The sequence below is a fragment of the Nocardia sp. Marseille-Q1738 genome (assembly GCF_965283145.1).
Genome location: NZ_CBDIMS010000007.1, coordinates 307,722 through 332,976, shown reverse-complemented (window position 1 = coordinate 332,976; position 25,255 = coordinate 307,722). Strand labels below are relative to the sequence as shown.

General features: G+C 69.2%; 27 protein-coding genes and 1 pseudogene. 12 read left to right on the top strand and 16 right to left on the bottom strand.

The genetic code is table 11. The features are described 5' to 3' along the window. The first annotated feature begins 133 nt into the window (after window positions 1-133). The 3 genes from ACWPXK_RS24820 to ACWPXK_RS24810 all read left to right on the top strand — a co-directional run bounded on the left by ACWPXK_RS24820 (window position 134) and on the right by ACWPXK_RS24810 (window position 1,394). Window positions 134-355, top strand: a complete 222-nt coding sequence (locus tag ACWPXK_RS24820; RefSeq protein WP_063051622.1) for a helix-turn-helix domain-containing protein — start codon at window positions 134-136, stop codon at window positions 353-355. Next, entirely contained in the window at window positions 355-936 is a 582-nt protein-coding gene (locus ACWPXK_RS24815; RefSeq protein ID WP_454198557.1) for a Clp protease N-terminal domain-containing protein, read from the top strand. The genes ACWPXK_RS24820 and ACWPXK_RS24815 overlap by 1 nt, the downstream gene beginning before the upstream one ends. Window positions 937-1,010: 74 nt before the next feature. Further along, window positions 1,011-1,394, top strand: a complete 384-nt coding sequence (locus tag ACWPXK_RS24810; RefSeq protein ID WP_454198556.1) for a phage holin family protein — start codon at window positions 1,011-1,013, stop codon at window positions 1,392-1,394. A 202-nt stretch (window positions 1,395-1,596) separates the two neighbouring features. On the opposite strand, the gene ACWPXK_RS24805 is transcribed toward ACWPXK_RS24810, so the two are convergent. From ACWPXK_RS24805 to ACWPXK_RS24790, 4 genes and pseudogenes are all read right to left on the bottom strand, one after another. Further along, the gene (locus ACWPXK_RS24805) at window positions 1,597-2,466 is read right to left on the bottom strand and encodes a 1,4-dihydroxy-2-naphthoate polyprenyltransferase (protein ID WP_454198555.1); all 870 of its coding nucleotides are present in this window, start codon (window positions 2,464-2,466) and stop codon (window positions 1,597-1,599) included. A 95-nt stretch (window positions 2,467-2,561) separates the two neighbouring features. Beyond that, window positions 2,562-3,026, bottom strand: a complete 465-nt coding sequence (locus ACWPXK_RS24800; protein ID WP_454198554.1) for an SRPBCC family protein — start codon at window positions 3,024-3,026, stop codon at window positions 2,562-2,564. Between the two features lie 57 nt (window positions 3,027-3,083). After that, a pseudogene (locus ACWPXK_RS24795) lies at window positions 3,084-3,194 on the bottom strand (daunorubicin/doxorubicin resistance ABC transporter ATP-binding protein DrrA); the annotation flags it as partial. A 161-nt stretch (window positions 3,195-3,355) separates the two neighbouring features. Next, window positions 3,356-4,390 carry an aldo/keto reductase gene (locus tag ACWPXK_RS24790; RefSeq protein WP_454198594.1) on the bottom strand — a complete coding sequence of 345 codons (1,035 nt, stop codon included), beginning with the start codon at window positions 4,388-4,390 and terminating at the stop codon, window positions 3,356-3,358. Between the two features lie 171 nt (window positions 4,391-4,561). Between ACWPXK_RS24790 and ACWPXK_RS24785 the strand changes: the two genes are divergently transcribed. Continuing rightward, window positions 4,562-5,221, top strand: a complete 660-nt coding sequence (locus ACWPXK_RS24785; RefSeq protein WP_454198553.1) for a TetR/AcrR family transcriptional regulator — start codon at window positions 4,562-4,564, stop codon at window positions 5,219-5,221. Here ACWPXK_RS24785 and ACWPXK_RS24780 read toward each other — a convergent pair. Further along, window positions 5,166-5,768 carry a TIGR03086 family metal-binding protein gene (locus tag ACWPXK_RS24780; RefSeq protein WP_454198552.1) on the bottom strand — a complete coding sequence of 201 codons (603 nt, stop codon included), beginning with the start codon at window positions 5,766-5,768 and terminating at the stop codon, window positions 5,166-5,168. The genes ACWPXK_RS24785 and ACWPXK_RS24780 overlap by 56 nt on opposite strands. A 113-nt stretch (window positions 5,769-5,881) precedes the next feature. Next, on the bottom strand, window positions 5,882-6,340 hold the full coding sequence (locus ACWPXK_RS24775; protein WP_454198551.1) for a MarR family transcriptional regulator: 459 nt from the start codon (window positions 6,338-6,340) through the stop codon (window positions 5,882-5,884). Window positions 6,341-6,404: 64 nt separating this feature from the next. Between ACWPXK_RS24775 and ACWPXK_RS24770 the strand changes: the two genes are divergently transcribed. The 3 genes from ACWPXK_RS24770 to ACWPXK_RS24760 all read left to right on the top strand — a co-directional run bounded on the left by ACWPXK_RS24770 (window position 6,405) and on the right by ACWPXK_RS24760 (window position 7,631). Beyond that, window positions 6,405-6,917: an SgcJ/EcaC family oxidoreductase gene (locus ACWPXK_RS24770; RefSeq protein ID WP_454198550.1), complete on the top strand. Its 513-nt coding sequence runs from the start codon at window positions 6,405-6,407 to the stop codon at window positions 6,915-6,917. 110 nt (window positions 6,918-7,027) lie between these two features. Beyond that, entirely contained in the window at window positions 7,028-7,270 is a 243-nt protein-coding gene (locus ACWPXK_RS24765) for a hypothetical protein (protein ID WP_454198549.1), read from the top strand. Window positions 7,271-7,403: 133 nt separating this feature from the next. Beyond that, window positions 7,404-7,631 (top strand): hypothetical protein, encoded by a 228-nt coding sequence (locus tag ACWPXK_RS24760; RefSeq protein ID WP_454198548.1) that lies wholly within the window; start codon window positions 7,404-7,406, stop codon window positions 7,629-7,631. A 15-nt stretch (window positions 7,632-7,646) separates the two neighbouring features. Here the strand turns inward: ACWPXK_RS24760 and menD are convergent, their stop codons facing one another. The 3 genes from menD to ACWPXK_RS24745 all read right to left on the bottom strand — a co-directional run bounded on the left by menD (window position 7,647) and on the right by ACWPXK_RS24745 (window position 11,166). After that, window positions 7,647-9,290, bottom strand: a complete 1,644-nt coding sequence (menD, locus tag ACWPXK_RS24755; protein WP_454198547.1) for a 2-succinyl-5-enolpyruvyl-6-hydroxy-3-cyclohexene-1-carboxylic-acid synthase — start codon at window positions 9,288-9,290, stop codon at window positions 7,647-7,649. A gap of 698 nt (window positions 9,291-9,988) precedes the next feature. Continuing rightward, entirely contained in the window at window positions 9,989-10,435 is a 447-nt protein-coding gene (locus ACWPXK_RS24750; RefSeq protein WP_454198546.1) for a DUF6918 family protein, read from the bottom strand. A 74-nt stretch (window positions 10,436-10,509) separates the two neighbouring features. Further along, window positions 10,510-11,166, bottom strand: a complete 657-nt coding sequence (locus ACWPXK_RS24745) for a PaaI family thioesterase (RefSeq protein WP_454198545.1) — start codon at window positions 11,164-11,166, stop codon at window positions 10,510-10,512. A gap of 188 nt (window positions 11,167-11,354) precedes the next feature. Between ACWPXK_RS24745 and ACWPXK_RS24740 the strand changes: the two genes are divergently transcribed. The 3 genes from ACWPXK_RS24740 to menE all read left to right on the top strand — a co-directional run bounded on the left by ACWPXK_RS24740 (window position 11,355) and on the right by menE (window position 14,130). Then, on the top strand, window positions 11,355-12,248 hold the full coding sequence (locus ACWPXK_RS24740) for a 1,4-dihydroxy-2-naphthoyl-CoA synthase (protein WP_454198544.1): 894 nt from the start codon (window positions 11,355-11,357) through the stop codon (window positions 12,246-12,248). Between the two features lies 1 nt (window position 12,249). Then, window positions 12,250-12,642: a VOC family protein gene (locus tag ACWPXK_RS24735; RefSeq protein ID WP_454198543.1), complete on the top strand. Its 393-nt coding sequence runs from the start codon at window positions 12,250-12,252 to the stop codon at window positions 12,640-12,642. Window positions 12,643-12,978: 336 nt separating this feature from the next. Beyond that, a complete protein-coding gene (gene menE, locus ACWPXK_RS24730) occupies window positions 12,979-14,130 on the top strand; it encodes an o-succinylbenzoate--CoA ligase (RefSeq protein ID WP_454198542.1) in 1,152 nt (383 codons plus the stop codon). Window positions 14,131-14,176: 46 nt separating this feature from the next. Here menE and ACWPXK_RS24725 read toward each other — a convergent pair whose 3' ends face one another. From ACWPXK_RS24725 to ACWPXK_RS24710, 4 genes are all read right to left on the bottom strand, one after another. Then, window positions 14,177-18,379 (bottom strand): molybdopterin-dependent oxidoreductase, encoded by a 4,203-nt coding sequence (locus tag ACWPXK_RS24725; protein WP_454198541.1) that lies wholly within the window; start codon window positions 18,377-18,379, stop codon window positions 14,177-14,179. Window positions 18,380-18,493: 114 nt separating this feature from the next. Further along, window positions 18,494-19,198, bottom strand: a complete 705-nt coding sequence (locus ACWPXK_RS24720; protein WP_454198540.1) for a demethylmenaquinone methyltransferase — start codon at window positions 19,196-19,198, stop codon at window positions 18,494-18,496. Window positions 19,199-19,270: 72 nt separating this feature from the next. Next, window positions 19,271-20,413 carry a glycosyltransferase family 4 protein gene (locus ACWPXK_RS24715; protein ID WP_454198539.1) on the bottom strand — a complete coding sequence of 381 codons (1,143 nt, stop codon included), beginning with the start codon at window positions 20,411-20,413 and terminating at the stop codon, window positions 19,271-19,273. Between the two features lie 99 nt (window positions 20,414-20,512). After that, window positions 20,513-20,968 (bottom strand): DUF3592 domain-containing protein, encoded by a 456-nt coding sequence (locus tag ACWPXK_RS24710; protein ID WP_454198538.1) that lies wholly within the window; start codon window positions 20,966-20,968, stop codon window positions 20,513-20,515. A gap of 39 nt (window positions 20,969-21,007) precedes the next feature. On the opposite strand from ACWPXK_RS24710, the gene ACWPXK_RS24705 reads away from it, so the two are divergent. Further along, window positions 21,008-21,514, top strand: a complete 507-nt coding sequence (locus ACWPXK_RS24705; protein WP_454198537.1) for a DUF2505 domain-containing protein — start codon at window positions 21,008-21,010, stop codon at window positions 21,512-21,514. Between the two features lie 58 nt (window positions 21,515-21,572). Here the strand turns inward: ACWPXK_RS24705 and ACWPXK_RS24700 are convergent, their stop codons facing one another. From ACWPXK_RS24700 to ACWPXK_RS24690, 3 genes are read right to left on the bottom strand one after another with little or no spacing between them, the layout of a single operon-like run. Beyond that, complete coding sequence (locus ACWPXK_RS24700) at window positions 21,573-22,010, bottom strand: VOC family protein (RefSeq protein ID WP_454198536.1); 438 nt, start codon at window positions 22,008-22,010, stop codon at window positions 21,573-21,575. 57 nt (window positions 22,011-22,067) lie between these two features. Then, on the bottom strand, window positions 22,068-22,496 hold the full coding sequence (locus ACWPXK_RS24695; protein WP_454198535.1) for a helix-turn-helix transcriptional regulator: 429 nt from the start codon (window positions 22,494-22,496) through the stop codon (window positions 22,068-22,070). A 16-nt stretch (window positions 22,497-22,512) separates the two neighbouring features. Next, the gene (locus ACWPXK_RS24690; protein WP_454198534.1) at window positions 22,513-23,784 is read right to left on the bottom strand and encodes a geranylgeranyl reductase family protein; all 1,272 of its coding nucleotides are present in this window, start codon (window positions 23,782-23,784) and stop codon (window positions 22,513-22,515) included. Between the two features lie 197 nt (window positions 23,785-23,981). On the opposite strand from ACWPXK_RS24690, the gene ACWPXK_RS24685 reads away from it, so the two are divergent. Then, window positions 23,982-25,034, top strand: coding sequence for a polyprenyl synthetase family protein (locus ACWPXK_RS24685; protein WP_454198533.1), 1,053 nt, complete (start codon window positions 23,982-23,984; stop codon window positions 25,032-25,034). Window positions 25,035-25,255 lie beyond the last annotated feature (221 nt).

The window sequence follows — 25,255 nt, the reverse complement described above, 5'->3', positions numbered from 1 at the left end:
CTGCGACCGCGTGCTTGTCGAAGGCCGCTCGTGGTCGTAGCGGCTGTTCGCCTATGGCGGAATCGGGCTCCGCCATGCCTTCGGTTGTCAATTTTTGTTGACACCACTCGCCGGTGTCAATCAAAATTGACGCATGACGGAAGCAACCACACTGGCGGCCGCCGCGGGCAGCCCCGATCCCAAGGTCGGGCTGCGCGCGGTGCTCGCACTGCGCAGGCTGCTCGAACGTCTCGAGGCAATCCAGGTGGCCAATGCCCGTGCCCAGGGCTGGTCGTGGCAGGCGATCGCCGAAGCGCTCGAGGTCAGCAAGCAGGCGGTCCACCAGAAGTACAACCGGAAAGGCAGGAACCGCTGATGTTCGAACGGTTCAGCAGGTCGGCGAAAACGGCGATCATCATCGCCCAAGAAGACGCGCGTGCGCTGCGTGCGTCGAATATCGAGGTGGAGCACGTGCTGCTCGGTCTGCTTTCGCAGGGCGAACCCGAGCTGACCGCGCTGCTCGCGGAGGCCGGACTCACCCACGAGGGTGTGCGCCGCGCGCTGTCGGAGAAGGGCAAGGGCGAACCGCTCGGCGCGGAGGACGCCGCGGCGCTGCGCTCCATCGGCATCGATCTCGAGGCCGTGCGCGAGTCGCTGGAGGCCCATTTCGGCGAGGACGCGCTCGACCGCGCCGAGCCGGAACCGCGGCGCGGACCGTTCGGCTGGGGCCGCGGCGGGAACTACGGGCACATCCCGTTCACCAGGGACGCGAAGAAGGTGCTCGAGCTCGCGCTGCGCGAGGCGCTCGGCCGCAAGGACAAATCCATCGAATCCGGGCACGTGCTGCTCGGAATCCTGCGGGCGCCCAACCAGACCACCGTGCGTCTGTTCGGTGGCGACGACGCGATCCACGACTTGCGCCCCAAGGTGCACGCCCTGCTCGACCGTGCGGCGTGAGCCAGCGGACCTGCGCCGCCGTGGATCCCGTTGTAAGTCGGCGCATGTCCGCCCATCCCGCCTAGCATTGGCCCATGCAGCTTGTGCTTCGGTTGGTCATCAACGCGGTCGCCATCTGGCTGGCCGCCTTCTGGGTCGACAAGATCGACATCCTCGCCCCGGAAGGGGGCACCGCCGCGAAGGTCGGCGTCGTGCTCGCCGTCGCCGCGGTGTTCACCGTGGTGAACGCGCTGGTCAAGCCGATCGTCAAGCTGCTGTCGCTGCCGCTGGTGATCGTGACGCTCGGATTGTTCCTGCTCCTGATCAACGCGCTCATGCTGTGGCTGACCGCCGAGATCACCGACGCGTTCACCGACTACGGCCTGCGCGTGGAAGGTTTCTGGGCGGCGGTGTTCGGCGGCATCATCGTCTCGGTCGTGAACTGGGTGCTCGGCATCCTGGTCCCGGACGAGGACTGATTGTTTCGGCAGCGCCTGCGGCGCTGCGTGTTCGCGGCCCCCTTGTGGCTCGCGTCCGAGCGACCGCCGCTTGCGACTTCGTCTCTTGCGCGGCGGCCACTCGGACACGAGCCGGGCCGCGAACGGGCAATGCTCGATCTCGCTGCGCTCGAAACCGGGAGTGGGGCCACTGTGGTTGCTGTGGGTCGCAACCCAGATTCTGCTAACCGAGCCCGATTGCGAGTGCGGTTACCGCCGACCAGACGAGCAGGGCGAGGCCGGAATCGCGCAGCGCTGGAATCAGTTCCAGGCCGCCCTTGCCGCCGCGCACCGGCGCGTTGGCGCGTACGGCCAGCGGAATGGCGACCAGCCCGGCCAGCGCCCACGGCGTGCGGGCGAGCAGGATCAGCGTCGCGACGAACGGCACCGTGAGCAGCGCGAGATGCAGGGTGCGGGTGCGGGGGTCGCCGAGTTTCACCGCGAGCGTGACCTTTCCGGACTCGGTGTCGGTCGGGATATCGCGCAGGTTGTTCGCGACGAGCACGGCGCTGGAGAACGCGCCCACCGAGATCGCGAGCAGCGCGCCCACCCAGTCGATTCGGTTCGCCTGCACGAATTGGGTGCCGAGCACGCCGATCAGGCCGAAGAACACGAACACCGCCAGCTCGCCGAATCCGCTGTACCCGTAGGGCTTGCTGCCCCCGGTGTAGTACCAGGCTCCCGCCAGGCAGGCGGCGCCGATCAACAGCAGCCACCACGCGCTGGTGGCGACGAGCACCAGACCGAAGACCGCGCCGATGGCGAGGCTGGCGATCGCGGCGTACTTCACCGCGGCGGGGGAGGCCAGTTTCTGCCCGACCAGGCGCACCGGCCCGACCCGGACGTCGTCGGTGCCGCGAATGCCGTCGGAGTAGTCATTGGCGTAGTTGACGCCGACGATCAGCGCCAGCGAAACCAGCAGCGCGAGAATCGCTTTCCACCACACCGCCCCGTCGATGGACGCGGCGGCGCCGGTCCCGGCGAGCACGGGGGCGATCGCGTTCGGCAGGGTACGCGGTCGCGCGCCCTCGATCCATTGCGCTGCAGTAGCCATGCCCGCAGCATAATGGGCGCAGTCGGACGTAGTCCGTCTTCAGCCCGCGCCGGCCGGAGCGAAGGCGAACGTACCGCCTGATGCGCGCGCAGCGATCAGGCCGTTGCGGCCGTCGCTGCCTGCTGCAACCCGGCGAGTCCCTTCTCGAAGTCACGGCCGACGAATTTGTCCATCGGGATGAGTTTGCCGATGAAGCCCATCAGGCCGGTCTGCTGGCCGGTCATCCGCCAGGTCACCTCGGTGCCGGTCTCCACCGGATCCAGAATGAAGGTCACCTGGTTGGTGGCCTTCATCGGCTTCAGGAATTCCAGGCGCAACCCGATCTGGCGCTCGGTGCTGCTGATGATCTCCATGCTGCCCGCCCCCGCCTTGCGGTTGCCGCTCCAGGCGTAGCGTGCGCCGACACCGGAGTCCGCGCCGGAATAACTGCGCTGCAACTGCGGGTCGAGGTCCTCCCAGGGCGACCACTTGACCCATTCGTGAAAATCGTTGATCAGCGCGTGCACTCGCGCGGGTTCGGCCGTGATCACGGCCGACCGGACCACCTCGAACTCAGCCATGAGGTCAGCCTATGCGACCGACCACTCGGAATCGCGGCAAAAGAATCGTGTCGGCTCGCTCGGCCGCGCTCGCCTCAGCAGCGGCGGCGTCGCGATCAGGCTGGCGGCCAGATCGAGCCTGCGCCGGATGCCGCCGGACAAGTTCCGCAACGGCTTGTTCGCCGCCTCCACGGCGAGCGCTGAATATGGTGCGAAAGAAGTCATGCCGACGACTGTGCCGGTCCCTGCTTGCACGGCCCTTGCACGGTTCTGTCGTGCACTCTTGCGTTATCGGGAGCAGCGGGACCCGTTGCGCGGCCGCGCCGATCGGAGGTCGACAGCGCGTTCGCTCACACCGCGGGCGGGTTCAGGCGGGTGAAGTCCGGCAGGCGGTAGTACGGGTAGTAGGGGTAGGGCGGGGTGGTGGCGCTGGCTTTGTCGAGACGCGCGATCTGGTCGGCGTCGAGTTCCCAGCCGATCGCGCCGAGGTTCTGGCGCAGTTGCTCCTCGTTGCGGGCGCCGACGATGACGGTGGCGACGGTGGGGCGGCGCAGCAGCCAGTTCAGGGCGATCTGCGGGACCGTCTTGCCGGTTTCGGCGGCCAGCTCGTCGAGGACGTCGACCACGTCGTAGAGCTTCTCGTCGTCGACCGGCGGACCGGCCTCGGCGGTCCGATGCAGTCGGCTGCCCTCCGGAAGCGGTCGGCCACGACGGATCTTGCCGGTCAGCCTGCCCCAGCCGAGCGGGCTCCAGACGACCGCGCCGACACCCTGGTCGCGCCCGAGTGGCATGAGCTCCCATTCGTAGTCGCGCCCGACCAGCGAGTAATAGACCTGGTGCGCGACGTACCTGGTCATGCCGTTGCGATCGGCCGCGGCTAGGGATTTCATCAGCTGCCAGCCCGCGAAGTTCGAGGCGCCGACGTAGCGGATCTTGCCCGCGCGCACCAGGTCGTCCAATGCGGCGACGACTTCCTCCACCGGGGTGCCCGCGTCGAAGGCGTGCAGCTGGAACAGATCGATGTAGTCGGTGCCCAGCCTGCGTAGCGACGCTTCGACCGCACCGATCAACCTGGCCCGTCCGGAACCGGCGTCCAGCGGGCCGGGGCCGGTCGGCAGCGTCGCCTTGGTGGACAGCAGCACCTGATCACGCCTGCCCTTGACCGCCGCGCCAAGTACCTCTTCGGAGGCGCCGTCGGAGTAGACGTCGGCGGTGTCGAACATCGTGACCCCGGCGTCCAGGCTGATGTCGACCAGCCGTCGGGCCTGCTCGGCGTCGGTGTCGCCCCACGCGCTGAACAACTCGCCCCGTCCGCCGAAGGTGCCCGCGCCGAAGCTCAGGGCCGGGACGAGCAGACCTGATGCGCCCAGCCGCCGGTACTCCATCTGCGCGGCTACCGTCTGAATGTTCACAGGACTCTCCTGATGCGTGTCTACCGTCCGGAGGTGCGCAGGTGCGCGTGCATGACCCAAGGACGGCCCCCAAAGGGGTCTATAGTTCCATTAACAACTTGGACGCTACACCCGTTGAGCGATAAATGAAACTGGAGTCCCGTTATGGAGCAGGAAGAGGCCGCGCCCGGATCGGTTCGCCCTGGTGGACGGACCGCGCGGGTCCGCGAGGCGGTGCTGCGCGTCGCGGGTGACCTGCTCGCCGAACGTGGCTTCGCCCACCTGGATCTCGCCGAGGTCGCGGCGCGCGCCGAGGTCGGCAAGACCACCGTCTACCGCCGCTGGCGAACCCCCGCCGGGCTGGTCACCGATCTGCTGGCCGACATGGCCGAACAGTCGCTGCCGCACGCCGACACCGGTTCACTGCTCGGCGATCTCGCCGCCAACGCCCATCTGGTCGCCTCGACGTTGACCGACCCTCGTCAAGGACGGCTGTTCCAAGCCGTCATCGCCGCCGCTACCTGTGACGAGACCGCCGCCACCGCGCTGCGTCGCTTCTACGACATCCGGCTCACCGAATGGGCACCCTGTGTCGTGGCCGCGATCGAGCGCGGTGAGGCGCCACCTGGTACCGACCCCCGTGCCGTCCTGTCCGCGGTATCCGGTCCGCTCTACTACAGACTGCTCGCCAGCGGCGATCCCATCGACGACAACACAATCCGTACGAGCGCGGCGGCCGCCGCCAGCGCGGCGCGAGCTGGAATGTTCGTCACGCCGGCCGGGCGCGACGCGGGCCAGGGGTCCAAGCCGGGTCGCGCCCGGTGAGGCCCAGAAGCCGGTGTAAGACAGGTGCTTCGGCCGGGATCGGCACTACCGGGCCGAAGAGTCCCGGTGTGCCTTCGGGCGGCGTATCCGCCAGAAATTCGACGAGCACCACGAGGTCGGCAGGGTCGTAGCGCGGTTCCTGGCCGGTCGCCTTGGCGAGATCCCAGCAGTGGATGACCAATTCGTCCAGCGCGACCGTGGCCATGACGGCGGCGGGCATCGTGACGCCGCCCGCTTCGGTGACACCGTCCCATGCCGCCGGTTCGCGCCATGCGGAGACGAGCGCCTTCAGCCGTGTGGGAATCCTGCTGCGCCAATCGGACACGAGAGGCCGGTCCGGGCTCGTGTTCGGCGCGACGGAACTGCCAACGGCTTCCTTGGTGGCGGCCTGCCGGAATGCCTCGGTCAGGTCGACGACGTGCACGAGGAGGTCTCGCACCGCGGTGTCGGCACATGGCGTCGGCAGCGTGAGCTGATCCTCGGTTATGCCGGCGACCACCGCCTCGAGTGCGGTAGCCGCCGGTTCGAAATCGAATTCCGGTTTCATCGAATCTCCTGAGCGAGGGGACGTCTCCACCTAGTGAGACGTGCAAGCCTCCCGGAATTCATCGGTACCCGGGGGCGCCCGTGAGCCGGCGCGGTGGAATCCGCACGCCTGGGTCAGGCTTTCGACACGACGCGATCGGTCTGCTCACGATGGACGGCGAGCGCGGTGCGCAGGAAGTCGAGGATCAGCGCGAGCTCGTCGGTGTCGTAGCGGTCGAGGGCCTGCGCGCCCGCGCGGCCGACCGGTTCGAAGATCCGCTGCGCCACCTCACCCGCGGCGTCGGTGGCGGTCACCAGCACCCGGCGCCGATTGGCCGGGTCCTGGCTGCGAGCGACGAACCCGGCACTTTCCAAGCGATCGATGACCGTGGTCGTAGCCGCGGGACTGAGTTTCAGCGCGGCACTCAGCTCGCCCGCGGGCAGCGGGCCGCGGGCGAGCGCGACATCCAAGCACCGCAGGTCGGTGCGGTTCAAGCCCAGATGTGTGGCGACCGCCTCGTCAAAGAGGTCGAAGCTCTGCTGGAGCAGCCGCAACTGCGTACCGATTTCGCCGATGAGTTCATCTTTCGACATTCGAAACTTTCTGTTATCGTAGATTTCGTTCACCGAAACGATAGCACGGGCAGGGAATCCAGCGATGACCGAGACCACCGACCGAACCGCCACCGACGCCGCCCGGATCCGGGCGCTGTTCCAGGACCTCATGCGGGCCTGGACCGACAACGACGCCGCGGCCTACGCCGCGCTGTTCACCGAAGACTCCGACTATGTGTCCTACGACGGCACCCGCGCGATCGGCCGCACCGAGCATCAGCGCAATCACGACAAGCTCTTTCGCGGCGTGCTGGCGGGCTCGGCACTCGTCGGCGATGTGGAGTCGATCCGCTTCGTCACTCCGGACGTGGCGATCCTGCACGGCACCGCGTCGGTGCTGATGCCGTGGCGCTCCCGGCTGCCCGAGCGCAGGCTCTCGCGCCAGACGCTCGTGCTGGTGCGCACGCCCGAAGACTGGCGGGTGAGCGCGATCCACAACGGCCGGGTCCGCCCGGTCACCGTCCCCGAGCCGGATTCCTTTCCAGCCGCGATGTCTCAGCTCATGACCCGCATCGCGCGCACGCTCGGACTCGGTCGGCGCCGGGCGGCGGCGTAGGCGCCCGTGTGCAACGGGGCTGTTCAGACCAGCGCTGGAGGCGGCCCGAGCTGCGCCGCCGTTATCCAGCCGTAGCGGCGAAAAGCGCTGGAAAAGCGGAGAATTGGAGGATGAAGGGTGATCGGGTGGAGATCGTCGTCGATGTCGGCGACGGGTCTCGCAGCTACGAGATCGCGGCTACCCGGGCCGGGCGGCGCGTCGAAGTGAGGATCACGCGCGGCGTGGTGGAAGTCAGTGAGGTGACGCGATCTGGGACGGCGGTGCGCACCGCGCGGTTCATGGCCGGGCGCACGCTCGCATTGGTGGAGCATCCCGCGAACACGGCGGCCCCGCGTGCGGACGAGGCGGGATAACCCACCCTGCTAGGTGGTTGCCCCGCGGCCCGGCCAGGGGCATCCTCGATGCTGCCAGCTGTACATCCGCCTTGATTGCGGCGTGCCAGGACGGGTATGCCGATCGCGAGGCCTACGCGGAGAGGAGCGCACGATGACAGATCCCCTTGCGGACGCGGTCCCCGAGGCCGATCTCGCGGAGCAGTCCATCCCGGCGTATCCGGAGGAGCCGGTCTTACCCGACGACGTACCGGAGCCGGAAGAGAGCGCCGAGCGAGCGGTCATCGAGCGCGACGTGTGGGACGCCAATCCGGCCGACGTGGTCGAACAGTCCATCGTGGTCCCACTGGACGACGACGTCGAGGACGAACTCGACTACTGACCGACCTTGCCCCGGTCAGGGCTGGATCTTCGCCCGCACCGTCGCGTGTAGTTCACGCAGGCTCGACCGTTCGGTGGCGACCTCCAGCACTCGCATACCGTGCGCGTGCCCGGTCAGCTCGACGGCCAGCCGCTGTGGATCGACCTGCCGGTGCGGGATGCGGTAAGCGGCGCACAGCGCGGCCAGATCCATGCCGTGCGGCGTGCCGAAGACCCGCTCGAACACGCCCGCGTACTGCGGATCGCCCTGCTCGAGCAACTCGAAGATGCCGCCGCCGTCGTCGTTGGCGACCACGATGGTCAGATCGGTGGGCCGCGGTTCGCCGGGCCCGATGAGCAGGCCGGACGCGTCGTGCAGGAACGTGAGGTCGCCGATCAGGGCGATGGTGCGGCCCGGATGGTGCAGTGCGGCGCCGACCGCCGTGGACACCGTGCCGTCGATACCGGCAACGCCGCGATTCGACAGCACCTTGATCCCAGGGCGGGGATGTGACACCAGCGCGGCGTCGCGCACCGGGTTCGACGCGCCGAGCAGGAGTTGGTCGCCGTCGCGCAGTGCGTCCATCACGACCGCGGCGACGTGCAGCCCGGTCGGCTTCGGGTGCCGCGCGAGTTCGGCGCGCACCACTTGGTCGGCCTTCGCGTTCAATTCGTGGCAGTGATTCAGCCATTCGGCGCTCGGGGCGCCTGTGGTGACCGCGCGCGTTCCGGTGCCGACCACGTTGCCGGACACGTCGGGCCAGCGCGGACCTGTGGTGAGCGCGTACACGCGGACGTCCGGGTCGGCGAGCACCTTCGACACCTGGCGGTGCAGGGTGGGACGGCCGGTGATGATCGCTTGCCGGGGCCGCAGCAGCGGGAGTGCGAGCGGGTGCAGCGCGGGGCCGTGCATGGGTGCGGTGGGCTCGGCGACCGTCGGCAGCGCCGCCAGTTCCGGGCGGAGTCCGGCGCCGTGTCCGGAGATCACCACGGTGTCGGGCGAAAGATCGAGATCGAGCGGCACGTCCAGCGTCGCGTACTGGGTCTCGGTCCAGGCGCACTCGCCGGCGCGGCCCCCGGGAGCCGACTCGTTCGGCACCAGGTCGGGAACGAGCGGTTCGCGCAGCGGGACGTCGAAGTGCACCGGGCCCGCGTTGCCGGAGCGGGTGCCGCGCGCCGCCGCGAGCACCCGGCATACCGCCGAGCGCCACTGGCTGTTCTGATGACCGTAGGGCGGATGGTCGGCGTCGCCCGCCTCCTCCTCGGCCAAGCCGAGCGAGATGGTGGCGCGGACCTGGCTGCCGAACAGGCCGAACTGCTCGATGGTCTGGTTGGCGCCGGAGCCGAGCAGCTCGTAGGGCCGGTTGGCACTGAGCACCACCAGCGGGACCCTGGCGTAGTTGGCCTCCAGCACGGCGGGCCCGAGGTTGGCCACCGCGGTGCCCGAGGTCATCACGACCGGAACCGGGAGCCTGCTCGCGACGGCGAGTCCGACGGCGAGGAAGCCCGCCGTCCGTTCGTCGATCCGCATGTGCAGCCGCAAACGCCCGGCCGCGTCGGCGGCCTGCAGGGCGAAGGCCAGCGGAGCGTTCCGGGAGCCGGGGCACAGGACGACATCCCGCACGCCCCCGCGCACGAGTTCGTCCACGACGACGTGCGCTTGTGCTGTAGACGGGTTCACGCCTCCAGACTGGCAGACAGTTCCGCCTGTTCGACGTCCGGGAGGGGCATGTCTCATTGTCTGTTCGGCCACGTCCGCTACCCGGCGGCATTCGCGATGCCCTGGCGCGGACCGGGCGAGGTTGTTCGGCCATGTCCGCGGCCCCGGATTCGCGATGGCCCTGGCCCGGCTCAGGCGGGGCGCTGCCGCGCGAGGTCCGCGGCGCGGTCGTGTTCGCGATGTCTCTGGGCCCGGGCCCGGTGAGGCTGTTCGGCCACGTCTGCGGCGCCGGATTCGTGATGCCCTGGGCCCGGCTCAGGCGGTGCTGTTGGGGATGCGTGCGCAGCGCCGGTGTTCGCGATGCTCAGGGGCCGCGCCGGCCGGTGTTGTCGGGTCACGTCTGCGGCACGGCTGTTGTCGTCGCACTCTGGACGCGAATTGCGCGGTGCTGTTGGGCCACGTGCGCGCGCCGAGTTGGTGATCTCCGTGGGACCGGGGCGGAGTCGCCCAGGTCGCCGCGCGAGATCCGCGATGCGTCACGCACGGACAAGCGGCGGCATACATTTCGGACCCACTGACCGCGCTCAGCAGAACCACACCGCTAGCGGTTCGACGCGAATCAGTCGATCTCGGTCGCTTGGTGCGGGATCGATGGGTCGCGCGTGCGTCGCACATCGAGGGCCGGGAAGCCGAGACGCCCCGATGTGCGACCTCGCAAATCAGTTGGCGTGCTTCTCGATCAGGTCGCCGACCCGCGGGAGCGCCTCGATGACGTTCTTCTTCGCCGACGAGCGCATCGAGGAGTAGACCTTCTTCAGGGCAGGCCGGGTGGAGGCCTCGGCGCGCGCGTCGGTGACGGCGAGCAGCGCCTCGGCGACGTCGTCGGACTTGGCGACGAGCAGATCGGCGAACTTGCCGGAGCCCGACGCGGCGTACTCCTGCCAGAACGGCTCCAGCTGCGCGACGAGTTTGGGCGCCAACGACTCCAGCGCATCGGGCACGATAGACGGGCTGATCTTCTTGACCGCCGCGTAGCCACCCTTCACAGCCAGGCCGGACGCACCACCCTTGTCCGACACCTCGGCGTCGAGAACCTCGACGGCATCGGCAAGGAAAGCCGGGCGCTTGGCGTCGTTGAGCAGGGATTCAGACAGTGCTGCAACCACTTTCAGGTTCCTCCGGATCGATATCGATGAACGAGCGAGGGCAACTATACGCACCCGCGCCAGCGTTCACCCGGCTACGGCTGCCAGGGCAGCAACTGCACCATCAATCCCTCGCAGTCGGCGAGCAGATTGCCCTGCTCATCGAGCAATTCGGCGGTGATAAAAGTTTTGCGCCCTTCGATCCGGCCCACCCGCCCGCGAACCGTCAGCGGCGTCTCCAGCGGGGTGATCTTGCGATAATTCACGTGCAGGAACGCGGTGCGGCTGATCGGCCGTCCGGCGTAGTGCACGATCATGCCGAGCAGGTCGTCGAACAGCAGCGGGAGCACGCCGCCGTGCGCGGCCCCGTTCCCGCCGAGATGGAAGCGGCGGAACACGCCGGTCATCTCGATGCCGTCCGGTCCTGCCTCGACCACCCGCCACGGCAGCAGCAAAAGGCTCCCGCGCCCGGGCAATTCCACGGCGCGGCCCGCGGGACCCTGCAACTCCGGCGCGCGGTACGGCTCGAGCAGATCGATCAGCTCACGGGCTTTGGCCTGCGCCGCCCCGAAGACGTCGTCCGGCGCGTCCACGGCGACCGCGAGATCCTGTAGCGTCCGCATCGCCTCGACGAACGCGCCGAAGTTCGGCCCGACCCGCGCCGCGGTGACCTTCGGGAATCCGCCGTGCTTCTCGTACCGGGACTCGTCCACCGCGCTCCGGTCGATAACAGGTTTCACTCGATCGCTCATACCTGCACGGTAACGCCTGGTTTTACACCGTCAAGTCGAGAGCGGGCAGACATGGCGAAGCCGCTGGCGATGCATACAACACAACCACTCGGCACAACCGCGGCGTTCGAGCGAAGCGAGACCGAGCATGGCCGCGAACACGCAGTGCCGCAGGCACTGCAAATTGGACAACAGCAATAATCACGGGGGTGACGTTCAATCCGAAGCTGTGGCGCCCCGTTCCGGGATTCGAGAACCTGACCGACATCACCTACCACCGGCATATCGAGCAGGGCACCGTGCGGGTCGCGTTCGACCGGCCGGAGGTGCGCAATGCGTTCCGCCCGCATACGGTCGACGAGCTCTACCGGGCACTCGACCACGCCAGGATGACTCCGGACGTCGGCGCGGTGCTGATCACCGGGAACGGCCCGAGCCCCAAGGACGGCGGCTGGGCCTTTTGCTCCGGCGGCGACCAGCGCATCCGCGGACGCAGTGGCTACCAGTACGCCAGTGGCGACACCGCGGACACGGTCGACCAGGCCCGCGCGGGCCGGCTGCACATTCTCGAAGTGCAGCGGCTGATCCGTTTCATGCCGAAGGTGGTGATCGCGCTGGTGAACGGCTGGGCCGCGGGTGGCGGCCACAGCCTGCACGTGGTCTGCGACCTCACCCTGGCCAGCCGCGAGCACGCCCGCTTCAAGCAGACCGACGCCGACGTGGGCAGCTTCGACGGCGGCTACGGCAGCGCGTACCTGGCCAAGATGGTCGGCCAGAAGTTCGCCCGCGAGATCTTCTTCCTCGGCCGGCCCTACACCGCCGAGGAGATGCACCAGATGGGCGCGGTGAACAAGGTCGTGGACCATGCCGAGCTGGAAGACGTGGCGCTGGAGTGGACCGCCGACATCAACGGCAAGTCCCCGCAGGCGCAGCGCATGCTGAAGTACGCGTTCAATTTGCTCGACGACGGGCTGGTCGGCCAGCAACTGTTCGCGGGCGAGGCGACCAGGATGGCGTACATGACCGATGAAGCCGTCGAAGGCCGCGACGCGTTCCTGGAGAAGCGCACGCCGGACTGGGCCCCCTACCCCTGGTACTTCTGACATGGACATCCTCAGTAGCCGGATCATCCTGCGTCCCGCCGACTACGCGGCCACGCTCGCCTTCTACCGGGACGGGCTGGGGCTGGCCATCGCGCGGGAGTATCCCGGCGGCACGGTTTTCTTCGCCGGACAGTCGCTGATCGAGGTGGCGGCGCACGGCGGATCGGGTAGCTCATCGTCGTTCGAGGGCGCCATCTGGCTCCAGGTCCGCGATCTGTCCGATGCCGCCGCGGAGCTGTCGCTCAAAGGCATCGCGATCGACCGTGCCCCGGTCGAGGAGCCATGGGGCCTGGTCGAGATGTGGGTGCGCGATCCCGACGGCGTGCCGATCGTCTTCGTCGAGGTGCCGCCCTCGCATCCGATCAGACGGGATTCTCGCTGGTCACCGGAGTGACATCGGTTCCATTCGGTAGTTGGGCGGGCCGTGCCGAGTTGCCAACGCGACAACCGGCGAGGACGATAACGCTCAGACGGCCACCCGACCGCCGATGTCCGGGCTGCCGTGTCCGCGTCCCGTCCGACGAGTGAATCGCAGTCCCGATGCCAGTCGTACTCGAGCCCCGATCCATCCGGGTGGCCGCACCGCTCCCGCGCCACCCCAGCAAACCGACCCGTTCCGCGTGCGGCGACGCGGGCATGACACGATCCCTACTGTGAGGGAGCGCAGCGAGCGAGCCATGGGCACAGCGGCTCTGGGCACGACCGAGCCGGGCGAACGGCGAGATCGGTCATGAGTAAGACACTGCGAACCTTGCCGATGCCCACCGGATCGGGTCTCGGCGACGTCATGCCGCACCTGCGGCAGGCGCTGGAAGGCAACGGGGCCGCGTGGCTGCCGATTCCCACCAGCGACCGGCGCGAGGCGAGACGCCTGAGCGACGCGTTGTCGCCGGGCGAACCGATCGACGACGAGGTCGCCTTGGTCGTCACCACCTCTGGCACCACGGGAGTGCCGAAAGGCGCGATGCTCAGCGCGGCGGCCCTGCGCGCCAGCGGCACCGCGACGCACGCCCGGCTCGGCGGGCCGGGCAACTGGTTGCTGGCTCTGCCCACCCATCACATCGCGGGCATTCAAGTGCTGCTGCGCAGCATCCTGGCGGGCACCGAGCCCACGGTGCTGGACGTGTCGGGCGGATTCCTGCCCGAAGCGCTCGCGGGCGCCATCTCGGGCATGCGCGGCGAGCGCCGGTACACGGCCCTGGTCCCGACCCAGCTGATCAAGGCGCTCGACTCGCCGCTGGCCGCCGCGGCACTGGCCGAGCTCGACGGCGTGCTCGTCGGCGGCGCGGCCACCCCGCTTCCGGTGTACGAGCGTGCCCGAGCCGCAGGTATCGCCGTGGTCCGCACCTACGGCATGAGCGAAACCTGCGGCGGTTGCGTATACGACGGCGTGCCACTGGACGGCACGAAGGTGCGTATCGAGGACGGCCGGGTGGTGATCGGCGGTGCCGTGATCGCCTCCGGGTATCGCAACCAGCCCGACCATCCCGCCTTCGCCGAACCGGGCTGGTTCCGCACCGAGGACGCGGGCACGTTCGAGAACGGCCTGCTGACCATCACCGGGCGGCTGGATGAGGCGATCACGACCGGCGGCCTGCTGGTGATCCCGCAGGTGGTCGAGGCGGTGCTGAGCACCCATCCCGCGATCAGCGAGGTGGTGGTGCTCGGGCTGCCGGACGAACGGCTCGGAGAGCGCGTCGCCGTCGCCGTCGTCCCCAACCCCGGCGCCGCACTCAGCCTCGACGAACTGCGCGAACACGTGATCGCCGAACTGGACACCATCGCCGCCCCGCGCGAGCTGGCCGTGCTCGACGAGATCCCGCTTCGCGGCCCCGGCAAACCCGACCGCGCGAAACTCCGCGAGTACCTGCTGGCCGACTAGCCAGCGGTGCTCGCCGACCGCGACAACCAGCGGTCAGGGCGTCAGCTCAGTAAACGTCGCGGACGTAACGCTTTTCGGCGACCAACTGCTTCTTGAACGCCAGCGCGCCGTCCTCGTCGAGTTTGCCGTGGATGCGGGCGATCCGCAGCAGCGCGTCGTCGACGTCCTTCGCCATGCGGCTGGCGTCGCCGCAGACGTAGAAGTGGGCGCCATCGCGCAGCCAGGACCACAGCTCGGCGCCGTGCTCGATCATCCGGTGCTGCACGTAGATCCGCTCGCGCTGGTCGCGGGAGAAGGCCAGGTCGAGCCGGGTCAGGAAGCCGGAGCGGAACATGTCCTCCAGCTCGGCGCGGTAGTAGAAGTTGTGCGCCGCGTGCTGATCGCCGAAGAACAGCCAGTTGCGCCCGGTGCAGCCGAGGGCCCTGCGCTCATGGAGGAAGCCGCGGAACGGCGCGATGCCGGTGCCCGGTCCCACCATGATCATCGGCGTCGCCGGGTCGGCGGGCGGACGGAAGTGCGGAGCCCGTTGCAGGAAGATCGGCACCGCCGCGTCGGCGAGTTCGGCTCCCGCCCGGTCGGCCAGGAAGGTCGAGCACACGCCGCCACGCCGTGCGGCCGAACCGGTGGCCACGGGGTCGCCGTAGCGGACGATGCCGACGGTCAGCTCCACCTCATCCGGGCTGACCAGCGGGCTCGACGAGATCGAATACTGCCGCGGCTGCAGCTTCTTCAGCGTGCCGAGCCACTCCACCAGATCCGCCCGCACCGGAAAATCGCGCAGCACGTCGACGGCCTGCCGGTCCCACAGGTAATTGGCCAGCTCGTTGCGATTGTCCCTGCGCAGCAGCTTGGCGAGCCTGCTGCTGTGATTGCGCTCGGCGAGAAAGCCGAGCAGGTCGTGGCTGACCTTGGTGATGTCGTAGTGCGTGCGCAGCGCCTCGGCCAGCGGAAGTTCGCGGTCGTCGACTTCGACCACCCGGCGGCCGTCCAGGCCGGTGGCGGTCAGCCACTCGGTGACCAGCGAGGAGCCGTTCACCGGCCAGACGCCCAGGGAATCGCCCACCTCGTATCCGGCTTCGAGACCGCGCAGATCGAACCCGAACCGGCGCACCTCTTTGGGCGAATCGCCCGCCGACAGCAACTCGTTGCGCACCAGCGGGGCGCGCAGCGGCGTGCTGCGGGTGAACGGCGCGGGAGCGGTGCGGGTGCGGCCGAGCGCGGGCGCGGCGGTCGGGCGCTCCATCGTGGCTACCGCACCAGTTGCCGTGCGTACTGGGCCGATTCCGCCGCGTGCCGGCAGATCGGCGGGGGAGCCGGGCTCGTCGGACGGGTCTGCCGGACCGTCACCGAACGCGGCGAGCACGTCATCGAGCCAGTGGTCGGCGGCGTCCTGGTAGTCGGGTTCGCTGTCGACGCGCGGCAGCAGCCGCGTCGCGCCCAGGTCGGCCAGCTTCCGGTCCAGTTTGCGGCCGTAGCCGCAGAAGTCGTCGTAGGACGAGTCGCCGAGAGCGAACACCGCGTATCGCACACCGGTCAGCCGCACGGCGCTCTCGGTCAGCCGATCCCAGAAATCGGCTCCATTGTCCGGCGGTCCTCCGTCGCCGAACGTGCTGCTGATCACCAGCACGTCGCCGCTGATCGCGCCGATGTCACAGGAATCCAGGTCCAGCAGCCGGGGGGCGAAACCGCCCTCGGCCAGGCGCGCGGCGGCCTTGGCGGCGAATTCCTCCGCGGTGCCGGTCTGCGAAGCCCATAGCACGGTGATCGCGCGCGCGGCGGCACCCGCGCTCGGCGCGGTCACCGGGACCGCCGTGCCGCGCGAGTACATACCGGCGAGCAGGCCATCGACCCACAGCCTGCTCTGCGCGGACATCGGCGCCGACTCCGGAAGCACCGGCTGCCCGGTCACCGGAAGTGCTTGCAGCGCGGCCAGATAGCCGCTGAGGTAGATCCGCTCGGTCTCACTGAGCGTGGGTGCGGTGCCGCTGTCCAGGCCGAGCACGGCCGCCAGCGGGTGCGCCGACGCCACCGTGGGCAGTGCGGGGTGAGCCGCCGGTTGCGGCACGGCGGCGACCCGGCGCAGCGCCACCGCGCACGCCTTGAACTCCGGTTGCAGCGACGCCGGGTCGACCGCGTCGTTGGTGACCGCGTTGATGGTGAGGTATTCGCCCTGCTCGTCGTTCCAATGGAACGGCACGAAGCAATCGCCCTGGCGAACCCGGTCGCTGACCTGCACCGGGAGCACGGCCCGGCCCCGGCGCGAGGCGATCTCGAGCTGGTCGCCTTCGCGCAGGCCGAGGCGCTCGGCGTCGGCCGGGTGCACCTCGACGAACGGCGTCCCGTTCAGCTTGGTCAGTTTGTCGATCTTGCCGGTCTTGGTCATCGTGTGCCACTGGTGCTGCAGGCGGCCGGTGTTGAGCAGGAACGGGTAGTCGTCGTCCGGCATCTCCCGCGGCGGCATGTGCGGCCGCGGCCAGAACACCGCCCGGCGGCTCGGTGTGGCGAACGCGAGCCTGGGCTGATGGCCGTTCTCGTCGACGAACAGCGTCTGGCTGACCCCGTCGTTGCGGTACCGGATCGGATTGCGCCTGCGCTCGGGCTGCGCGCACGGCCACTGCATCGGGCCGTCGCGCAGCGCCTCGTAGCTCACCCCGCGCAGGTCGTAGCCGGTCGCGGGATTCGCGAACCGCTTGATCTCGTCGAAAACCTCGGCGCTCGAGGTGAACTCGAAGCCGGGGAACCCCATGGCGGTGGCGATGTCGGCGATCAGCTGCCAGTCCGGCCGCGCGTCGCCGGTGGGCGGGACCGACTGCTGGAGCAGGGTGAGGTTGCGTTCGGAATTCACCATCACCGCGTCGGTTTCCGCCCACAGCGTGGCGGGCAGCAGCAGATCGGCGTACGCGTTGGTCGCGGTTTCGGTGTAGGCGTCCTGCGCGATCACCAGTTCGGCCGCCTCCAGGCCCGCGATCACCGTCTTCCGGTTCGACACGGTGGCAACGGGATTGGTGCAGATGATCCACGCCGCCTTGATCGTGCCCTCGGCCAGTCCGCGGAACATCTCGATCGTGCCGGGCCCGGCCTCGGTACGCAGCGTGCCCGGTTCGAGGCCCCACTCGGTTTCCACGAACGTGCGGTCCTCGGCGGAGAGCAGGCTGCGCTGACCGGGCAGACCGGGCCCCATGTAGCCCATCTCGCGTCCGCCCATCGCGTTCGGCTGGCCGGTGAGCGAGAACGGCCCGCTGCCGGGACGGCAGATGGCACCGGTGGCCAAGTGCAGGTTGCACAGGGCGTTGGTATTCCACGTGCCGTGCGTGGACTGGTTGAGTCCCATCGTCCACAGCGACATCCACTCACCCGCCGCGCCGATCCACTGCGCGGCGGTGCGGATGTCGGCTTCGGCGAGTCCGGTGATCTCGGCGACCCGCGCCGGCGGGTAGTCGGCCAGGAACTCCGGCATCGCGTCCCAGCCCTCGGTGTGCTCGGCGATGAACTCCGCGTCGATGTCGCCGTTCTCGACGAGCAGGTGCAGCAGCCCGTTCAGCAGCGCGAGATCCGTGCCGGGGGCGATCTGGAGGAACAGATCGGCACGCGCGGCGGTCTCGGTGCGGCGCGGGTCGACCACGATGAGCTTCGCACCCGCCTTGAGCCGGTCGGCCATCCGCAGGTACAGGATCGGGTGGCAGTCGGCCATATTCGCGCCGATCACGAAGAACAGATCGGCGTGCTCGAAGTCGTCGTAGGAGCCGGGCGGACCGTCCGCGCCGAGCGACTGTTTGTACCCGGTGCCCGCGCTGGCCATGCACAGTCGCGAGTTCGCCTCGATGTGCATGGTGCGCAGATAACCCTTGGCGAGCTTGGTCGCGAGGTACTGCGCCTCCAGCGACATCTGCCCGGAGACATACAGTGCGATCGCGTCCGGACCGTGTTCGTCCAGGATTGCCCGCAGCCGGGTGGCGGCCTCGTGCACGGCCTCGTCGACGGGGAACGGCACCGGAACCTGGCCACGCTCCGAGCGCCGGTAGGCGGTCTCCATCCGGCCGGACGTGCGCATCAGCTCCGCGTGCGTGGCCCCTTTGGTGCACAGCCGCCCCGCGTTCGCCGGGTGCAGCTTGTCGCCGCTGACCTTGGCGATCACCGGCTTGCCCCCGGCGCCGGAGCTGGTCTGCACCGTCATTCCGCAGCCCACGCCGCAGTACGAGCACGCCGTTCGGGCGATGCCGTCGCTGCGGCCGGTCACTGCGTCAGACATGCCTTCGATCATGCGGACCGCCGATTGCGCCGGATTTACCCCGCGTTATCGGCAGGTGACATTCCTCCTCACCGCGCCGAAATCCGGCGGTGAGGTGTGATCGGGGTCTCCGGTTCAGCCGAGTTTGTACGCGCGATGCAGGGCGACGACGCCGCCGGTGAGGTTACGCCACTTCACCGAGGACCACCCGTTGGCCGCGATCCGCATGGCCAGCCTGCGCTGGTTCGGCCAGTCCGGGATGGATTCGGCCAGGTAGACGTACGCGTCGGGATTGCTGCTCACCACGCGCGCCACCTTGGGCAGCGCCTTCATCAGGTACTCCAGGTACAGCGTGCGGAACACCGGGACGACGGGTGTGGAGAACTCACACACCACCAGCCTGCCGCCCGGTTTGGTGACCCGCAGCATCTCCCGCAGCGCGAGGTCGGTGTCCGCGACGTTGCGCAGCCCGAACGAGATGGTCACCGCGTCGAAGGAGTTGTCGGCGAACGGCAGCGCCATCGCGTCGGCCGTCACCATCGGCACGTCGCGGAACCGGCCCGCGGCGAGCATGCCCTTGGAGAAGTCGGCCGCCAGGCACCACGCGCCGGATTTCCGCAGCTCCAGGGTGGACACGCCGGTCCCGGCCGCGAGATCCAGCGCCCGCTCACCCGGTCGCAGCGCGAGCGCTCTGCGGGTCGCCCAGCGCCAGTAGCGATCCTGCCCCGCGGAGATCACCGTGTTGGTCAGGTCGTATCGCCGGGCGACGCCGTCGAACATCGCCGCGACTTCCCGCGGCTGCTTGTCCAACGAGGCCCGGTTCGATTGCGTTTTCGCCACGTCAAGACACTAACTCCCGGCCAGGGACGAACCGAGCATGGCACGACGATGCGTCGGTCACGCCGATCGCGGTCAAGCCGAATGCGGCAGGCGGATCCGCGTCCCGGTCACCTCGGCATAGTGACCCATCAGTTGACCGCAAATGGCGGGCCAGGTGCGCGACAGCACCGATTTCCTGGCCGCGCCCGCGAACCTGGTCCGCAGCGCCGGATCGTGCAGCGCCCCCACGGCGCTGGGCAGCAGTTCGCTGAACCGGTCCACCGGAAGGAGGTAGCCGTTGCGGCAGTGCGCGATCAGATCGCGCGGACCACCGGCGTCGGGACCGATCACCGGGACGCCCGACGCCAGCGCCTCCTGCACGCCCTGGCAGAACGTCTCGTGCTCGCCCGCGTGCACCATCACGTCCAGGCTGGCGTACGCCTGGGCCAGCTCGTCGCCGCCGAGTTCGCCGGTGAACACCGCGGTCGGCATCATCCGGGCCAGCCGCTGCCGCTCCGGCCCGTCACCGACGATGACCAGCTGGATGTCCGGGTCGGTGGCGAGCACCGCGAGCCGCTCGACGTGCTTCTCCGGCGCGAGCCGCCCCACGAAACCGACCAGCAGCCGCTCTCGCCCACCGAGCCACGTGTCGCGCAGCGCGGCGGATCGGGCGCTCGGGGTGAAGCGCGCGATGTCGACACCGCGGCCCCACCGGTGCACCCGCGGGATACCGTGCCTGGCCAGGTCCTCCGCCGCGGCCCGGGACGGGGCGAGGGTGCGGGTGGCGCCCTCATGGATGCGCCGGGTCCATCCCCAGGCCGCCCGGCTCGCCAGCCCGAGGCCGTAGCTCTTCGCGAAACCAGCGACGTCGGTCTGGTAGACCGCCACGGTCGGCAAGTCCAGGCGCAGCGCCGCGCCGAGGCCGCCGGCCCCGAGCAGGAACGGCGAGGCCAGATGGACCACGTCGGCGTCGAAGTCGTCGATGGCCGAGACGATGCCCGGTTGCGGCAGCCCGACGGGGAGCGAACTGATCTTCGGGACCATGACCGCGGGCACCCGGTGAACCGGGAACCGCGCGTAGCTGCGCGGTGCGGCGGGTAGCCCGCGCGGGGTGTCCGGCGCGATGATCAGCGCGTCGTGTCCGTGCCGGTCCAGGTGATCCAGCACCCGCAGCACGGAGTTGACGACGCCGTTCATATTCGGCAAAAACGACTCCGCGACGATTGCTACTCGCACGCTCTCAGCCTGACCGCTACACCGCGCCGCGTCGTCACGCCGAAGTGAAGCGCACGGAAAGTTCCGGCGAACTGTCAGGACCGCACCCCGTCGGCGGGCTCAGCTCACCGGCTCGGGCCTGCGCTTGCTCACGCGGGTGAGCAGCCACAACGCCGGAAGCGCGAGCAGCCAGACCACCACGATGACCGACAAGGCGGGCGGTATCGCGACGCGCACGTCGCGTCCCTCCACGCGCACCAGGTCGGGGTCGCTGCGGCTGTACTCCACGCGGATACGCTCGCCCGCGGTGAGGTTGGTCGGATACAGCACGCCGACCTTCGGATTGTGCGTCTCACCATCCGGTGTGACGTACATGACGGCCGAGCGCAGCCGCCCCGCCGAGAGCACCTCGGCCGTGGTGCTGCCCTTGTCGGAGCTGATCAGGTAGTCGTTGCGCCACGCGGCCAGCACCAGCAGCGCGACCAGCACGCTGACGGCGGTCGCGGCGATGAGCACGCCGATCCTCGCCCGCCGCAGGCGGATCGGCCGCCCGGTGGACTGGCTGGTTTCCGACACCGCCACAGGCTACCGACCGGCTCGGCTACGGTGGCGGCCATGTCCCGAAAATTCAGCTTCACCGTGCCCTACACCGTCCCGGTCGAAGATCTCCACCGGGCAATCACCACCGACGACGTCTGGCAGGCGCGCTTCGCCGACGCCCCGACCGCGACGCTGCAGGTGTCGCACCCCGACGGCGCGGGCACCATCCGTATCCAGATGACCGAAAAGGCCGCGGAGGACAAGATTCCCGCGCTGGTGCGCAAGGTGCTCAAGAGCGAGCTCACCTTCTCCCGCACCGACAACTGGCAGCCTCTGGTCGGCGAGGTCGCCAAGGGCACCTTCGAGGCCAGCACCGGCGGCATCAATACCGCCATGTCCGGGACCTACGAATTGCGCTCCACCGCCGAAGGTTCCGAGCTCGAGGTGGCAGGCACCGTGCAGGTGAAGGTGCCTTTGGTCGGCGGCGCCATCGAGCCGCTCGCCGAACAACTGCACCACCGGGTGCTCAACAGCGAGCGCAAATTCATCGAGGAGTGGCTGACCACCGAACCGACCGCCTGACGAATCCGTCCGTTGCCCCAGCGTGAGCCGGGGCAACGCCCCGATCGCCCGGCCGGTACTACGCGAAGTCCTGCGGCGAGTATTCCTTCGGCTCCACCAGGACCAGCCAGTTCCCCGAGTTGTCCCGGATGATCGCCTCGGTCCCGTAGGGCCGCTCGGCGGGCGGCTGAACGAACTCCACTCCCTTGGCGGTGAGTTCTTCGAAAGTCTTCTGACAGTTCTCGGTCCGCAGGCCGAGCGAGCCGTGCGTGCCGTTCGCCAGCGCGCGCCGGACCGCGTCGGCGTAGTTCTCGTCCAGCGGCGGCCCCGGGAGCATGAGCGTGATCTCCAGCTCCCGGTGTGCGGGATGCGCGACCGTGACCCACCGGAAGCCGTTGTCGCCCATCGTGACGTCAGCGGTCTCGACGAATCCGAGCTTGTCGATGTACCACTGCTTGGCCGCGTCCTGATCCGTCACGTACACCGTGACCAGGGAAACATTTGTGATCGTCGTCATGCGGCCAGGCTATGGCGCGCACCTGACCGGCTGCTTCTCCGAAATTGCTCCGTTCGCTCAGTCGGCGGGCTTGCGGTCGGAGAGGCCGTGCATGAAGACGAAACAGCCGGGAATGCGCGGTGCTCCGTCGGCGAACTTCGCCTGATACTGCGATGGCGTGACCCCGACCAGCTGGCGAAATTTGCTGCTGAACGAGCCGAGGCTGCTGTAGCCGACCATCATGCACACCTCGGTGACCGTGAGATTGGTCGCCCGCAGCAGATCCTGCGCGCGCTCGATGCGCCGCTGCGCCAGATACGCGGCGGGAGTCAGGCCGTAGACCGCGGCGAAGGCGCGCAAGAAGTGATACTTGGACACCCCGGCGGTCGCCGCCAGCTCGTCCAGATTCAGCGGGTCGGCGTAATTCCGGTCCGCGAGGTCCCTGGCTCGGCGCAGATGCGGGAGCAGATACAGCGCGGGCAATCCGCGAGCCGGTTGTTCGCCCATCGCGCCACCAGGATTCCTATCCGAACGGCTGTCGTTCGTCGAAGCGCATCGACGTCCGGCCCGCCGCTCGCCAAGCCCGCGCGGTCAGGTCGACGTCCTCGTCGGTGACCAGGTTGCCCATCACGCGAACGGCCGTGCGCTGCAAGTATTTCGAGCGCATCACCGGAGGGCCGCCCAGCGGAACCATGCGCGGATGGGTGGCAAGCCCCGCGATCCGGCGCGCGACCGAGAAGGTACGCCCATAGCGTGTGCGCAAGACCTGCGGCCAGATCGTGGTGAGGTCGGGCTCGTCCAGCAGGTCGGCGAGCAGGTGGCCGCCTTCCAGGCCGTAGTCGATGCCTTCGCCGTTGAGCGGGTTCACACAGCCCGCGGCGTCGCCGACCAGCACCCAGTTGCGGCCGGCGACGTTCGAGACCGCGCCGCCCATCGGGAGCAGGGCCGAGGCCACCGCGCGCAGCGAGCCCTCGAGTTGCCATTCCTCCGTGCGCAACGCCGTGTAGTGCGCCAGAAGCGGTTTCAACGCGATATGCGAGGGCCGCCGCTCCGTGGCCAGCGACCCCACGCCGATGTTCACCTCGCCGTTCCCGAGCGGGAACACCCAGCCGTACCCGGGAACCAGCGCACCGGCGGCGTCGCGCAACTCCAGATGCGAGGTGATCCACTGATCGTCGCTGCGGCCGGATTTGATGTAAGCCCGCGCCGCGGTGCCGTAGGCGTACTGCCGGTGCCAGGTGCGGCCGAGCAGCCGCCCGATCGGCGAGCGCACCCCGTCGGCGACCACCAGCGTCCGGCAGGCGATCGTTCGCACGCCCTCGGCCGTGCGCACCGTCACGCCGGTGACCCGATCGCCCTCGCGGGTGACGTCGACCACCTTCGTGCCGTCCACCATGCGCGCCCCGGACTTCACCGCCGTCTCGCGCAGCTTGTCATCGAGTTCGGTTCGCGGAACGGCGCTTCCGTAGGTCGGGAAGGAACCGCCGGGCCAGCTCAGCAGCGCCTCGCGGCCGAAGCCGGTCATCCGTAAACCGTGGTTGACGATGTGCGCCCGTACCCACTCGCCGAGGCCGAGCTGCTCCAACTCGGCGATCGCGCGCGGGGTCAGGCCGTCACCGCAGGTCTTGTCCCTGGGGAACACCGCGGAGTCGACGAGCACCACATCCCGTCCCGCCCTGGCCGCCCACGCGGCGGACGCCGAGCCCGCGGGACCAGCACCGACGACCAGCACCTCGGCCCGGCTGGGCAACGCGTCCTCGTCGCCGCCCACGGGAGTCGCTTCCGGTGAACCCATGCGCTCCATACTCGCAGGGCCGTCTCGTTCCTGTCGACGGCGGTCGCACTCGGCCCGCCGACGGCCCTGACGGCGAACCGCGACAAGACAGATACGCCGCGGAGTGACGGTGTTCATGGGCCATCGGCCGGGGACACGCTAGGTTCTCTACCGTGGGGTCGGACGCATCGCTGGGAGAAGAAATGAGCAGATCGGCCATGAGTGAGCGCAGCGAGCGAATCGCGGACGCGCACGACGGTGTCGGCAGCGCCGCGAGCACGGTGGTGGCCGGCGTCGATCTCGGTGACGACGAACTCGCCGCAACGGTGCGCGACGGCTTGGCGAAGGTCGAAAGACTCCTGGTCGACGAGCTGTCCGACGGTGCGGAATTTCTCCAGGAAGCCGCGTTACACCTGGCCAAGGCGGGTGGCAAGCGGTTCAGGCCGTTGTTCACCATCCTCACCGGACAGCTCGGGCCGCGCCCGACCGATCCCGATCTGATCACCGCGGGCACCGTGGTGGAGCTGGTGCATCTGGCCACGCTGTACCACGACGACGTCATGGACGAGGCCACGATGCGTCGCGGCGCCCCGAGCGTGAACTCGCGGTGGGGCAACAACATCGCCATCCTCGCGGGGGACTACCTGTTCGCGCACGCCTCCCGGCTCACCTCCACCCTCGGCCCGGACGCCGTGCGCATCATCGCCGAGACCTTCGCCGAACTCGTCACCGGTCAGATGCGCGAGACCATGGGCGCACGCGAGTCCCAGGACCCGGTCGAGCACTACCTGCGCGTGGTGTGGGAGAAGACCGGTTCGCTCATCGCCGCCGCCGGACGCTTCGGCGGCACCTTCTCCGGCGCCGACTCCGAGCACGTCGAGCGACTCGCCCGTCTCGGCGACGCGGTCGGCACCGCCTTCCAGATCTCCGACGACATCATCGACATCTCCTCGGCCTCCGAGCAGTCCGGCAAAACACCCGGCACCGACCTGCGCGAAGGCGTGCACACCCTCCCGGTGCTGTACGCGCTGCGCGAAGAGGGCGTGGACGGCGATCGCCTGCGCAAGCTGCTCGCCCGCCCACTGGAAACCGACGACGAGGTAGCCGAGGCGCTCGATCTGCTGGCCCGCTCCCGCGGCATGGTGCTGGCCAAGGAAAAGCTGCAGGGCTACGCCGATCTCGCGCACACCGAGCTGTCCGCGCTGCCCGACGGCCCCGCCAACGACGCACTCCAGCGACTGGTCCGCTACACCATCGAACGCGTGGGCTGAAGTTTTGGCCGCGCGGGCGCGGCGTGTTCGCGGCCCCGTTGTGTGCTCGCGTCCGAGCGACCGCCGCTTGCGACTTCGTCGCTTGCGCGTCGGCCGCTCGGACGCGAGCCGGGCCGCGAACGGCAATGCTCGGTCTCGCTGCGCTCGAAAGCCGGGGTGGGACCGGTGTGGTTGCGTGGCAAAGGCGATATCCACCGGCGGTGGCATGCGACAAACCGCAG